At 50.4% G+C, this 14,457-nt stretch carries 9 protein-coding genes; 7 read left to right on the forward strand and 2 right to left on the reverse strand.

The genetic code is table 11. The features are described 5' to 3' along the window. Positions 1-64: 64 nt before the first annotated feature. Positions 65-424 (forward strand): hypothetical protein, encoded by a 360-nt coding sequence (locus tag ACJJIE_RS13365; RefSeq protein WP_444892006.1) that lies wholly within the window; start codon positions 65-67, stop codon positions 422-424. Positions 425-542: 118 nt separating this feature from the next. Beyond that, complete coding sequence (locus ACJJIE_RS13370) at positions 543-923, forward strand: DUF5329 family protein (RefSeq protein WP_444892007.1); 381 nt, start codon at positions 543-545, stop codon at positions 921-923. A gap of 455 nt (positions 924-1,378) precedes the next feature. Here ACJJIE_RS13370 and ACJJIE_RS13375 read toward each other — a convergent pair whose 3' ends face one another. Together ACJJIE_RS13375 and ACJJIE_RS13380 are read right to left on the reverse strand one after the other, a co-directional pair. Continuing rightward, a complete protein-coding gene (locus ACJJIE_RS13375) occupies positions 1,379-1,693 on the reverse strand; it encodes a branched-chain amino acid transport AzlD family protein (RefSeq protein ID WP_282931290.1) in 315 nt (104 codons plus the stop codon). After that, on the reverse strand, positions 1,690-2,412 hold the full coding sequence (locus ACJJIE_RS13380) for an AzlC family ABC transporter permease (protein ID WP_444892008.1): 723 nt from the start codon (positions 2,410-2,412) through the stop codon (positions 1,690-1,692). Before ACJJIE_RS13380 ends, ACJJIE_RS13375 begins: the two co-directional genes overlap by 4 nt. A gap of 598 nt (positions 2,413-3,010) precedes the next feature. Here ACJJIE_RS13380 and ACJJIE_RS13385 point away from each other — a divergent pair. From ACJJIE_RS13385 to ACJJIE_RS13405, 5 genes are all read left to right on the forward strand, one after another. Continuing rightward, a complete protein-coding gene (locus ACJJIE_RS13385) occupies positions 3,011-6,028 on the forward strand; it encodes a DUF2339 domain-containing protein (RefSeq protein ID WP_444892009.1) in 3,018 nt (1,005 codons plus the stop codon). A 151-nt stretch (positions 6,029-6,179) separates the two neighbouring features. Continuing rightward, complete coding sequence (locus ACJJIE_RS13390) at positions 6,180-9,380, forward strand: DEAD/DEAH box helicase (protein ID WP_444892010.1); 3,201 nt, start codon at positions 6,180-6,182, stop codon at positions 9,378-9,380. Positions 9,381-9,604: 224 nt separating this feature from the next. Continuing rightward, complete coding sequence (hsdR, locus tag ACJJIE_RS13395) at positions 9,605-12,400, forward strand: type I restriction-modification system endonuclease (RefSeq protein WP_444892011.1); 2,796 nt, start codon at positions 9,605-9,607, stop codon at positions 12,398-12,400. Next, complete coding sequence (locus ACJJIE_RS13400; protein ID WP_444892012.1) at positions 12,285-13,130, forward strand: type I restriction-modification enzyme R subunit C-terminal domain-containing protein; 846 nt, start codon at positions 12,285-12,287, stop codon at positions 13,128-13,130. Before hsdR ends, ACJJIE_RS13400 begins: the two co-directional genes overlap by 116 nt. A 197-nt stretch (positions 13,131-13,327) precedes the next feature. Further along, positions 13,328-14,452 (forward strand): Fic family protein, encoded by a 1,125-nt coding sequence (locus tag ACJJIE_RS13405; RefSeq protein WP_444892013.1) that lies wholly within the window; start codon positions 13,328-13,330, stop codon positions 14,450-14,452. Positions 14,453-14,457 lie beyond the last annotated feature (5 nt).

Below are 14,457 nucleotides of genomic sequence, written 5' to 3' on the forward strand. Positions count from 1 at the left end.
CCTGGCTTTTTGAGTCATTTTGGCCTATTCAAAGTTAAGCTTTTATATTTTATAGAGCTAAAAAATGAAAAAAATCTTGAGCATTATTGCACTGGCCATTGCTACTACCTCCTGTATGAAACTCGAAGTACAACCTGGCAACGTTATCGGGGACACAGTAGATGCGGGCAAAGATGCGTTCCAAAGTATCAAGAGAAGCCGCAATGGTGAAGAAGAGAGAGACTTTTCTCACAAAATTAGCTATGACCCAGCCATATCCAATGCTATCAATATCACCAACTGCAAAAAGGAAATGATGGAGGTTATCTCTGCCTCTGAACTTTCAGTCTCTCAAATCTTGACCGAGTCCTCTGAAGTTATTGGAGAGGAAGGCAGTAAAAGTGTTCAGTGCACCGCGAAAGTAGTGGTTACCAAGAACATCTAAAGCTCCAAACTATAGGCCTTGATATATGTTTCTGGTAGAGCCCCTCCGGGGCTCTATTCCAACTCTTTCAAGTCCGCTTAGTGGACTATCCTGATTTCCATAGCCAAGGAATGGGAAAATGATTAAAAGCTTCTCAAATTCACTCACTATTCTCTCTCTGAGTATGCTCCCAGCCCTGGTTCAGGCTGACACAGCTACCAAGGAGATAAATCATCTGATGGAGTTTGTTTCGGCTTCAGAGTGCACATTTATCCGTAATGATAGCAAGCATACCAGCCAGGAAGCCGTGGAGCATATGGAGAAAAAATACAAGTATTTCTCCAATAAAATTGATAGCGCTGAGGATTTTATTAAACTAAGTGCCAGCGCAAGCACTTTTAGCGGCAAACCTTATCATATACAGTGTGCAGACCAACCCAAAGAAGAATCCCAACAGTGGCTTTTAGATGAGCTTGCACGCTATCGTGAAACTATTCAGTTAACTCCTGATAATACTTAAGCCATTAGCAAGAGGCCAACTCAATTAAAGCTGATACCTAGGGAGCCTCTGAATAGCTCCGTGATACCTCTGGCATGCAGAGCGGTTCACAATCAAGGCGCGGCTTTGCAGGAATGTCTAGACCTTTCAAGAAGTCGCAACGCGGAGTGTGAATCGCTCTGCAAGCCCCGAAGGGCGGGCCTTGAAGGCCGCATCTGCTGCGTTGCAGCTCTTGCAAAGGGCTACGGCCATTCGCGGCGAGCTGCGCCTAACATCAGCACCCTTCAAGACCCGCAGAGGCATTACGGAGCTATTCAGGGGCTCCCTAGCTACCTTACCAATAGCAATTGAATTGACCTAACTTCAGCATAGTTAAGGAGGCCCAGAATAACTTGCTTCTCATACCCTTTCATTCTAAACAGCTAAAACTATCCGAAACAAAAACTTCAATCCTACCTGAATAGAAATATACTTAATTAGCCAAAGAAGAACTTCATTGCTGAAAACGCAAATATACTAAGAAAGACAACGGCAAGAGTATTTCTAATCACGCAACTAACTAAAATAGTGAATAGACCTGCCACAAGGAAGGGGTTAGTTAGATCGGAATTGGAAAGTTCAACCTCTCCAAAAACAATTGGAGCCGCCATTGAGGCCAATATACAAGGTGCAGTAAACCTTAAAAAACGTTGAGTATTATTGTTTAACTTTATTGGAAGATTCTTTATAAAGAAAGCATAACGCATGTAAAAAGTAATAGCAGACATTGCTAGGATGGTATATATACTCATACCTCTTCCTCCTCAGCCTTGTTTTCCAGTAGATAGCCTATACACATACCCATCAATCCTGAAAATAGCAACCCATTGGATACTGCATAAATATGAAATATTACTGAACTCACTGCCGAAACCAAAACAGCTATGAGAGTAGCTCGAGATTTAATATTTGGAACGACCATAGCAATAAAAGTTGCGGCAATTGCAAATTCCAACCCAAGTGCCTCCAGGTTGGGGATACCCTTTCCGGCTATAATTCCTGCAAAGGTAGATAGATTCCATATTAAGTAGAAAGTAAATCCGGATATTAGTGCATACTCAAATGAGAAATATCCAAGTGTTCTCTTTTTATTCTCGGCAACTGCAAACATTTCATCCGTAAGAAGAAATGCAAATGCAATTCGCTTGTATAGAGGCAGCTTTAAAGCTTCACCTCTAAAAGTCGCAGAGTAGAGTAGATGGCGAGAACTTACAACTGCCGTACTACCTAGGATAGAAGAAAGACCACCGCCCACACCAATAATGGAAAGAGCCGATAACTGCGCTGCCCCGGCAAATACCAGCAAGGACATTAGCTGTGATTCTAGTGGGCTCAAGCCCATTTTAATTCCTAAAGAACCACAAAGAATCCCCCATGGAATTACGGCTATTGCTAATGGCAAAGTATCAAGTACTGCTGCCATCCCAAGTGAATGCGATCTTTCTGCGGGAATGGCTCTTTGAAAATTCATGATAATAACTGACAATTTTTACAATTAGGGATTGTTTACTGTTTTATCTGATACAAACTTACAAAGTTGTACCAGAGGTTAACAACTGACAATACGGGAATGATGATAAGCAATAATTATTAGCATCCGACCAGGGAAATACTGAAATCTTGCCTCCATTTTTCTTCGTGAAACCTTTAATCATTTAGTCTTTAATCCGACGGGACTTATATATTTTGAACTCCAGAGGGTCAACTGATTTTTTTACATTGAAATATCAAGTGCAAAAAAGCAAAAATATAGAAAAAGTAGTTTTGGTAAGCTCCATATGGTGAAAGGACTATCTTATCGAGATCAATCTGGCTACTTAAGCTTAGTGACGACAAACGATCTCTCTTGACCCAACCACGGTAAACACGGACAGAACAAAAATAACAATCTTCACTGTACTGAATTTTCTTACTATTTTAATAGTTGTCAACGAACAGCTTGCGAATACTTACATAACAAATAGTGATACATTTATCAAAATTAATTGAACAAATGAATACAGCAATATAACTACTTGTTCCGCTGCTCAGGTCAATGTAGCCTCGGAGAAAAGTACTTAGAGCAAGTTATGGAAAGTGAACTTCAATCACTTCGCGCAGAATTGGCCCTACTGGAGCGGGACAATCGCCGTCGTCTTGAGATATTCGAACAGCGGTTATCCGCTCTAGAAGCACAGCTTCAGCAAGATACAGCGGATCAGTTAGCAGCCAAGCTCCCGATAGAGGATAATCCAGAGGATGAACTGGCTCAGTTGATGGGGCCCGCCCACTCTAAGTCCCCAGAACCAGACCAAACAACTTCCCCTCCTACAGTTCCAGTCCATCCGAAGAATACTATCTCCACGCCACGCCCCCAAAGCGTGGGCAAACCAAGTAAATTGGCTAAATGGATATCTGAGGAACTACCGAGCCTATTAGAACCTACCCTGGAACCACTGAACCGGGTTTGGGGTTCCTTGATGAGCTTCTACCGGCACTATCAAAACCAGGGGAAGGCTCCGGTCTTCTTTATGACGGCTGCCGGTATATTGGCATTGGTGTTTGGCTTTGCTTACCTATTGCAGTTTTCTTTCAATGCCTACCTGGGCCCCGCCGGTAAAGTGACTCTTGGCTTCCTAGTCGCGGCGGCAACCACTGTGGGCGGTGTAACGTTTAGACGGCGTATGCCCAATATGGCTGACTATGGTTCCGGGCTAATCGCACTCGGGGTCATACTCCTTTATTTGTGTGGTTATTTTGCCGGGCCATACTATCAGTTAGTCCCGATTCCAGTCGGGGTCGGACTATTAGTAGCAACGACATCGATCTCCTATTTACTTGCCCTGCTGTTTGAGACCCGGGTTGTCTCCATGGTGACCTTATTGGGCGGCGCCACCATGCCACAGGTGGCTAATCATGTTGATCCAACTGCTGTTGTATATCTAAGCTACTTGTTGGTTCTCGCTCTCGCCATGCTCCATTTATCCAAGCTGATTCACTGGCCTCAGCTCGCACTGGTCACTATGGCACTGAGTGCTGGCATGTTCGAGTTCTCGGTCGCGAATCTGGGGGAGTCTACCTCTACCTGGAGCCTATTGCTGATAGTTCATGGTTTCTTCTATGGTTTTGCTCACTACATTTTAAGTGGACTTAGTGGCAGGGAGTTGGATGGGAAACGCATCGGTATGCTGGTAGCCAACCTGGTGCTATTTATCCATATAAGCTGGTCTTTGACCCCTTCTAGCAACGCCCTGGGGGTAATTTGGTTGTTCAACCTTTTGCCCTGGGCGGCGCTCGCTATCTGCTCTCGACCGTTATTCGGCTACGGTACTGATAGTGACTCAGCCCGCAGTATCCTCGCAATGGCATTACTCCATGGGGGCTTGCTAGCAGGCTTGGCTATTTTGGCTCTTTGCAGCCCCGAATTGTTGGGTATCGTCTGGTGTATTGAAGGACTCCTACTGATTTACCTCGGTCTACATTTCGGTTTTATCAGCGTGCGCTGTGAGGGCTATATCGCCCTTGCCTTAGCCGGTATAACCTTGTTTTTGCAAGCCCTGGTATGGGTAGCTGAAAGTCTGGTGCCAGCACCACTTCTGCTATCCCTTGACGTCAGCGCAGGCTGGACAAATTGGCTGACCCTAAGTGCCGCTGCCTTTGCCCTCACTCAGCTATTGCGCCATAGTGCAGGAAAAACCACTCCCGCAGAGCAAGGTTTCACCCTTGTTGCCGATAATGCTTTTGGGCTGCTTCTATCGGCTAGCTTCCTGTTATCGGTAGGTATTATCTGGCCACAGGGAATGTGGTTGCTTGCACCACTGCCAATGACTTTCCTGATCTGGCGCAGCCAACGTATGAATTCAGCATTTAGCGAGTGGCTCGGCCTCTGGCATTACCTTCTGTTGTTTATTCCACTACTGGCCAGTGCATCAGTTGTGGGCAACCTCCATTTCTATGATCAAATTCCCTACGGCAAAATCGCCAGTGTTGAAGCTTTCCTGGCGCTTTGGTTGATTGCCGAGCTCTATCACCAGCTGAATATACAATCACCAGGGCAGAAGCTGGCATTGGCACTGCGTAAACTCTTTTACGCTTTACTGCCCATTATTGCCTTACCTACCATACTGTATAAGGCCAGTGACTACTTCACTGTTGCTATGTGGTTCTCGTGTGGTATTGCCCTATACCTCTACATATGGCTGCGGATGGAACATCTAAAACAAGAATTTCGCATTTTGATTTCTGCTGCAAGCCTTATCACTATCGGCGGTTGTCTCCTACAAGAGTTTGTCGGCTGGCAGGGCAAGGCGATGGAGGGGCTATTGCTGGGAGTCGCCAGCTTCATAGGGCTCATATGGCTTGGCCAGGGCTTAAAGCGATCTCCCGCAGGTAGGGAGTGGCAGCAAGCTATCCACTGGGCACTGAAGCCTGTATTCCCGCTGGCCTTCTACTATTTTGCAGCAGTACTGATAGCTGTCAGTTACACTTTGACTCGTGACTATGTACTGTCATTACTACTCACTCAGCTCTATTTTGGGAGCCTCTTTTTCGGCCAACCCAAGCTGGCACCTGTACGCAACCAGCTAACGCCCTTCTACATGCTGACACTGGGTATTTTTGAATTAATCACACTGATTCAAGTCGGAGCTGTCATTGTAAAATCGCACAATGCAGAGTGGATTGGAGCCTATAACCTAGTCTCTCTTGGCATCGCTGTCCTGCTGGTTTACCACAAAACCCTGCCTACAAGAGCCGTTTGGTCTGGTCATCGAATAGCAAATATGTGGCTGGTGCATGTTACCGCGATTATTGTTTACGTAGCTCTATTAGCACAGCTATTTGATGCCATGTGGCTACCGGCAGTTTCTTTCGCTCTCGTTGTGCATGCGACCCTACTGCTGTTCCAGACATTAAAGCCTGAAACCCAGAAGTTACTCAAGTTATCACTAATTATCTATGGCATAGCTGCACTGAAGATTGTGCTCTGGGATATGCAGGACTTCTCACTAATACAAAAGATAGTCGTTTGTATGTTAGTGGGACTGTGTATGTTGGGCGCGGCGTTTCAGTATCAGAAGTTCTTACCCCGACACACGTTACCCGAATAGGCCGCCGGTTAATTAGACGCTATACCGGGAGTTTGGTACCGACAAGCTCCCGATTACTTACCCCTACGTTTAAAAGCAAGTACCATTAACACAAAAGACTCTCTTAGAACTGTAATCGCTAACCGGCTAGTATTAGGCAATTCCAAAATAAATGAACATCCCGATAGATTTTAGAAGCATTTCCCAGCAACTCCCTAGTAATAGCCTGGTTAGGGGAAAAGATTACTTTCGAAACGGCAAAGTTCAGGAATTTAATGTTTCCCACGATGGCAAAACCATCACCGGGAGGGTAAGGGGTTCCTATGCCAGCCACTACAAACAACTTATAGAAATAGTCGAAGACCCTATTTTGGGGGGATTCGAAATTGATGGCGAGTGCTCCTGTCCAGTGGGGTACAACTGCAAACATGTCGCCGCTGTACTGATGGCAGCGGTTAATGAAGTCCAGAAGACACCCAGACGGGTCTCAAATAGTACAACCTGGGAGCATTGGCAAAACAATGTTACAGGGAAACAGCGTGAACTCGTGCTTGATTCACCAGCACAACGAGACCTGCTATATACCTTGGATTGGGATGATCGGTATTCCCCTGCACATGCCAGGATTAATGTCTATTCTGCCCGTCCACTCAAAAAAGGCGGCTATGGTAAGCCCCAGCGAGAATACTTCCATATCAACAGCAGCCTTGCCATATCAAAAATCGACCAGAGAATTTTTGGCCTTCAACAACTGCTGTCACAGTCCTTTTTCAAGAAAACCATATCTGGAGAGGAAGGTGCGCTTCTGTTGAGAAGCCTGCTAGACAGTGGACGTTTCTTCAGCGATATCGATTCTCTAACTCCGATTCATGGGGGGGACGCAGTCAAGCTGGAGCTCAACTGGGAAGAAAGTAATAACGGTGCACAGCTGCAATTAGATGTGCCTGACCTTCCCGATGACTGGAAACTAATCCCCACCGAGCCACCTTGCTATTTTTCACCACAAGAAGACATCATTGGTCCTATCATAAGCCCGGTGGGTGGTGGAGCTTTAAATGACTTTGCAACAATGCCAGCCATTTCCAAAAAAGAAATGGGCAGTGCTATTACCTTTCTTAATAGTCACTATGGCAGTGAACATTTACCCACACCAAAATCACTGCCTATTATACAGGTAGGCGATTCACTAAGGCCGGTCTTAACCCTTAAATCGATCCCCATTCCGGGAGAGATTGAAAGTATTCACACGGCCAATTTTCACATTAAGTATGGCCCGGTAGTAATCCGTGCAAAAGAAATACTTGCCGAAAATCGCCCAGAAACTAATATCTACTCTCAACAAGATAAGCTTTATAAATTGGAGCGAAATTTTCATCACGAAATCGCTGTACTGAAGGATCTTATGCAATGGCAGTGGAGCTTGGGAGCTAATGAAGCCGGTGAGATCTCTCTGTTCTTCGATGATGGCGAAACCGGTCAAACGCCTATTGAGCGCTGGCACGATTTCCTCAACGAGGGTATCCCAAGACTTGAGGAAGCGGGCTGGATAATCGAGTTCGAGGATGATTTTTCATTAAAAGTACACGAGGTTGAAGATTGGGAATGGCAAACAGAAGAGTCTGACAATGACTGGTTTTCCCTGAGTGCTACCGTAGATATTGAAGGTCAACCCATTCACCTGGCGCCGCTAATATTACAGTATTTGGAATCGGGTTATGCGGCCGCTGATGAAGAAGACATATTAGTTCCCCTCGGCTCAGACCAGTATATTCGTCTGCCCAGTGCACTATTCCGCAATTTATATGCCGTTTTAGAAGAGTGGTATGACAGCGAGTCCCAAAGCCTCAAGGTACCCAGGTTTGCTATGCCGGAGCTGCCGCATGCCGATTCAGCCTGGCAGGGCAATAAAGATCTAAAAGCCCTGGCCAAGAATCTACAAAAGGGCCCGCAAAGTGTAAAACCCCCCAGGGCACTGAAAGCACAATTACGCCCCTACCAGCAAGCGGGTTTTGAATGGCTGCAACACCTGCGCAAGCTCGATATGAATGGTATTTTGGCCGACGACATGGGCCTGGGTAAAACCTTGCAGGGATTGGCTCATATTCTCAAAGAAAAAGAGAGCCGCCGCTTAACTGCCCCCGCCCTGGTGGTTGTACCCACCAGCTTGGTGGGTAACTGGCTCAACGAAGCCTTGCGCTTTACTCCAACATTAAAAGCGCTACTACTTCACGGCAGTGACCGGCATGAGGATTTCTCACTCATTCCCAAGTCTGATCTGGTCATAACCACCTACCCGTTGATTGTGCGGGATAGTGAAATATTAAAAGAGTATGATTTTCATCTATTGATTCTCGATGAAGCCCAGGTGATTAAAAATCCCAAATCAAAAGCGGCACAATTACTCCGTACTCTAAGTGCAAAGCACAAAATGTGCATGACAGGTACGCCACTGGAAAACCACCTGGGCGAGTTGTGGGCACTGTTTGACTACCTGATGCCTGGTTTTCTGCACAGCCAGAAAAGGTTTAATGGGCTTTATCGCACCCCCATTGAGAAGCAGGCTAATGAGCACAAGCAACAGACTCTGAACCAGAGAATCTCCCCATTTATTTTACGCCGCACCAAACAAGAAGTGGCCACTGAACTGCCGCCGAAAACAGAAATTATCCAACGGGTGACTTTCGATACCGCCCAAGCCGCGCTTTACGAAACCGTACGCTCGGTGATGGAGAAGCGGGTTAGGGACCTGATGAAGAAGAAAGGTCTAAATCGCTCTCATATTGAGATCCTGGATGCCCTATTAAAGCTGCGACAAATTTGCTGCGATCCCGGGCTGGTCAAACTGGAAAAGGCAAAAAAGGTTAAACAATCGGCCAAACTGGAAGCACTGATGGACATCCTCCCGGAAATGGTGGAGGAAGGCCGCAAGATACTTTTATTCTCCCAATTTACCGAGATGCTCGGCAAAATTGAAACTGCCCTAGAAGGTCAAGCCATACCCTATGTAAAACTCACCGGGCGCACGCGCAAACGCCAGGAAGCAATTGACGCTTTCCAAAATGGTGATGTTCCCGTATTCCTGATCAGCTTAAAAGCAGGAGGGGTAGGCCTAAACCTTACCGCTGCCGATACGGTTATTCATTACGATCCCTGGTGGAATCCGGCAGTAGAAAACCAGGCAACCGACCGCGCATATCGTATCGGCCAAGACAAACCGGTCTTTGTGTATAAATTTATCTGTGAGAATACCGTCGAAGAAAAAATCATCGATATGCAAGCGCACAAGCAGGCGCTGGCAGATGCGATTTACAGTAAAGATGGGAAAAGTGCTGCCTTGGATTCGGAGCAGTGGTTGTCACTGTTCCAGGATTAAATCATTTAATAGGGGCTCCGATGGAGCCCCTATTTTTCCCGCCCGATTGATCCCATCGATAAACCCCAACAGCGCCCCTTAACCCCCTTTCCCGCCTAATAGTTAAACAATCCGCCAATTTCAGGTAGCATCACCGTCGTATAAAGGTAAAAAAATAAGCGCTAAGCCAAGTGGTAGCGAGCCTTAGCCTTCCTTACACCAGCTGAACAGCCATTGGAGGGAATGTGTCAGCGATAGAGCCCTGTCAATCCGACAACTTCGGTTTTCTTGCCGAGCACGACCCCCTTTTTGTTCAATTAGCCTGCGCCGCCGAGCGCGCCTTCAGCAGCGATCCCAATACCACCCTGATCAAGCTGCGCCAGCTGGGGGAAGCGCTCGCCCAGCATATCGCCAGCATCAGTGGAGTGGCATTTACTGAGCAAACCACACAGCTGGAACTGGTGGAACGGCTGGGGCGCGAGCTCAACTTTGAGCCGGCGGTGCGGCAGCTGTTTCGCACCCTGCGCGTCGAGGGCAACCGCGCCACGCACCAGTTCAAAACCCGGCACAAAGAGGCCATGGATGGCCTGCGTGTAGCCCGCTGTCTGGCCGTTTGGTTTCACCGCGCCTTTGGCCGCAACGGTGCTCAATTTAAAGCGGGCCGTTTCCAGGCCCCCGAGGACCCCAGTAAAGATCTCCACCAACTGCACGAAAAAATCGCACAGCTGCGCAGCGAGCTGACAGAGGCCAACGTACAGCTCGACTCCAGCCAAAAGCTCAACGACTTGATCGCCCAGGAGAAGTCCGACTACGAGTCCCTGGCCCTGGCCATGGATGAAGAGGCGCGCGCCAATGCCGCTCAGGTCGCCGCTCACGAACAGGCCCTGCAAGAGACCAAGCGCGGCTACGAAGACAAAATCCAGGCGTTGCAAAAACAGCTGACTGCAAGCGAGGCCAAAGAGAGGGTCGGCCAGCGCAAAGAAGCCGTGCGCAAAACCAGGGCGGTAAAGCTCGACCTCGATCTCGACGAAGATCTCACCCGCATCCTGATCGACCGACAACTCACCGATGCCGGCTGGGAGGTAGATACAGAGGAACTCAGATACGCCAAAGGCGCACGCCCAGAGAAAGGTATCAATAGGGCCATCGCCGAATGGCCGACTAACAAAGGGCGTGCAGACTATGTGCTGTTTGTCGGCCTGATGCCCATCGCGGTAGTGGAAGCAAAGCGGAAAAATAAAAATGTTGCCGGCAAGATTCCCCAGGCCGAAGGTTACAGCCGCAATATCGTTATACAAGCGCCGCTCACCAGTGCCTGGGAGTTTGCCGGGCGCACCATTGCTTGGCCAGACAACCACAGCGGCCACTATTTAGTACCGTTTGTCTACTCCGGCAATGGGCGCCCCTACCTGCCACAGATACAGGAATTGTCCGGTATCTGGTTTCGGGATGTACGCAGCCCCAGAAATCGCGCCCACGCCCTGCCCAATTTCCACAGCCCCCAGGGCCTGCTCGATCGACTCCAGCGCAGCAAACAGGACGCCGAAGATCAACTCAAGCGGGAACCTTTTGGCTACCTCAAACTGCGCGATTACCAGGAAAAAGCCATTCTCGCCGCAGAAGCTGCGATAACTTCCGGCCAACGCCGCGCCCTGTTGGCCATGGCCACCGGCACCGGCAAAACCCGCACCGTGATCGGCCTGATGTACCGCCTGCTCAAAGCCGAACGCTTTAACCGCATCCTGTTTTTAGTGGACCGCACCGCTCTGGGCGAGCAGGCCCAGGATGCCTTTAAGGAAGCGCCGCTGGAGCAGAACCACCCCATCTCCAAAATTTATAACCTGGCCGAGCTGGGTGATATGGCCGTCGAGGCGGAAACCCGCATCCAGGTCGCCACCGTGCAGGCCATGGTGAACCGCCTGTTCGCCAGTGAAACGCCCCCCACCGTAGATCACTACGACTGCCTGATCGTGGACGAAGCCCACCGAGGCTACACCCTCGACCAGGAGATGACTGAAGGCGAACTGGCCACCCGCGATGCCAGCCAATATCTATCCAGCTACCGCCGCGTGCTGGACTATTTTGACGCGGTGAAAGTAGGCCTCACCGCCACTCCCGCCAAACACACCAGCGAAATTTTCGGCAAGCCGGTATACACCTACTCCTACCGCGAGGCTGTTGCCGATGACTGGCTGATCGACCACGAGCCCCCCATTCGCTACCAAACCCTGCTCAGTAAAAACGGCATCACCTTTGCGCCCGGCAGCACCGTGGAAACGGTGGACACCCAAACCGGTGAAATAGACAGCGCCGAACTGGAAGACGAACTGCACTTCGACGTGGACGCCTTTAACCGCCGCGTGATTAACGAAAACTTTGACCGGGTGATCTGCGAGCAACTGGCGCAGGAGCTGGACCCGCTCGGCGGGGAGAAAACCCTGATTTTCTGTACCACTGACAGCCACGCCGACAGAGTCAAAAGCTTGCTGGACCAAGCTTTTGGCGACTATTGCGGCGACGACTACAACCAGGCCGCCGTGGCCAAAATTACCGGGCAAAGTCCCAGCGTCAAACAGTTAATTCGCCAGTATAAAAACGAGCGCTACCCCAATATCGCCATCACCGTCGACCTGCTCAGCACCGGCATCGACGTACCCAAAATCTGCAACCTGGTCTTTATGCGCCGGGTGCGCTCGCGCATTCTCTACGAACAGATGATCGGCCGCGCCACCCGCCGCTGCGATGAAATCGGCAAAACCGTTCTTTCGCATCTACGACCCCGTAGATATTTACGCAGCGCTGCAAAACGTCAACACCATGAAACCCCTGGTCAAAGACCCCAATATCACCCTGGAGCAGTTGGCCGGCGAACTCACCGACCCAGAGCAACTGCAGCGCGCCCTACAGAGCCCCGGCGAACCGGGCATGGACAGCCAGGCCGATGTGGTCCTGAGCCAGCTCAGCCAAAAACTCATGCGGGTATTGCGCAAAGCGGAGAACAGCGCAGAGAAGCGCCCGGCCCTGCGGGAAAAGCTCAATGAATTGGAACAGAGCTGGGGTGTCCCCGCCAAATCCCTGCACAGCCACCTGCACGGCCTCGGCCCACACAAAGCCGCCGAATTTCTCAACCAGCACGGCGGCCTGCTGCATCAGCTGGCCGAAGTGAAAGCCCTGCTCGGCAGCGAGCGCCATCCGGTGATCTCCACACACGCAGATGAAGTCCTCGAACGCAGCCAGGGCTACGGCGAGCACAGCAAGCCCGAGGACTACCTCGACAGCTTCACCCGTTTTATTGGCGAGCAGATTAACGAGTCCGCCGCCATCACCGTGGTCGCCAAGCGCCCCCGCGACCTCACCCGTGCCCAGCTCAAGGAGATCAAGCTGCTGCTAGATAGCCACGGCTACACCGAGGCCAAATTACAGGCCGCCGTGCGCAACCAGACCAACCGGGATATCGCCGCCAGTATTATCGGACATATCCGCCGCGCCGCCCTGGGGGAGGCCCTGGTGCCCTTTGCCCAGCGCGTGGCGGCGGCCATGGAGAAAATCTACGCCCGCCACCCCTGGAAAACTGCCCAGCGCCGCTGGCTGGAGCGCCTGGCCAAACAGCTGACCCACGAGGTGATTATCGACCGCGACACCATTGACAAACTGCCCGCCTTCCAGGGCGGCGCCCGCCAGCTGGACAAGGTGCTGGACGACCAGCTCGACACGGTATTAGAGGAGCTGAATATGGCCGTCTGGGCAACCCTCAAGCCGGTGCCAGCATAAGCCACCCCAATTATGTATTAAATTTCCAGATTTTTGATACGCAAGAGGGTTTGTATATGAGACACCCCACACAAGCCCCCTCTCATATCAAATTTGCCAGCATTTGATACACAACGAATAGGGCCATTGGTATAGTGCCACGGGGCCTGTAGTGCCTGAACACAGTGGAAAAATACACGCCAAGCAGCCATATACCCATGAATCCCTACACCCCCGACGCCCTGCCCCTGAAGCAACTGGATTACGCACGCCTGATTACCCCGGTAGGTGAGGCAAACGCCAAGCTCGCCGAATACAGCGGCCTGCTACAGGGCATTATCAATCCCGCCGTGATGCTATCGCCCCTGACCCAGCAGGAGGCCGTATTGTCCTCAAAGATTGAGGGCACCCAGGCGACGGTGGAAGAAGTATTGGAGCAAGAGGCCGGGCAGCACTTTGAAGGGCGTAAAAGTGCCGATATTCATGAAGTCCGCAACTACCGCAAAGCCCTGCTGTTATCCCAGCAACACCTACAGGCTGGGCGCCCGATCAGCTTGAGTCTGCTGCGCCAGCTGCACGAAATCCTGCTCGACAATGTGCGCGGGCAGGACAAATCCCCCGGGCACTTCCGCAGGGATCAAAACTGGATTGGCCATGCCGGCTGTACCCTGGAGCAGGCCACCTTTGTGCCCCCCAACCCGTTACAGTTAGCGGACCACCTGCAACACTGGCAGGAATACCTGCAGCATCAGGACTTCGATGTACTGGCACAGGCCGCCATAGTGCACGCCCAATTTGAACTGCTGCATCCGTTTAAAGATGGCAATGGACGCATTGGCCGCCTGCTAATTCCCCTGTTTCTCTACGCCCGCCAGCGGCTATCGAGCCCCATGTTTTACCTCTCCGCCTACCTGGAATCCCACCGCGAAGAGTATTACCAGCGGCTCGCCAATATCTCCCGCCACAACGACTGGAGCGGCTGGATTCAGTTTTTCCTGGAGGCCATTACCCAACAGGCCCATACCAACCTATTGCAGGTGCGGCGCATTATGGCCCTGTACGAGACCACCAAAAACCAGATTCGCGAGATTACCCACACCCAGCACAGCCCACAGTTATTAGACGGCATCTTCGACCAGCCCATTTTTAATGCCGCCGATTTTGCCCGGCGCAACCAGATTAACAAACAGACCCTACAGGGGCTGCTGCGCCAACTCAGCCAAACACAGGGGCCCCTGAGCATATTGCGCCAGGGCCAGGGCCGCACGCCCACCATTTACGCCTTTCCCCAACTACTCAATATTTGCCAGGGAGCCCCGCTCCCCCGCCAACAGGAAGTTTAAAACCC

The organism is Microbulbifer maximicatervae (SeqCode) (assembly GCF_052467325.1).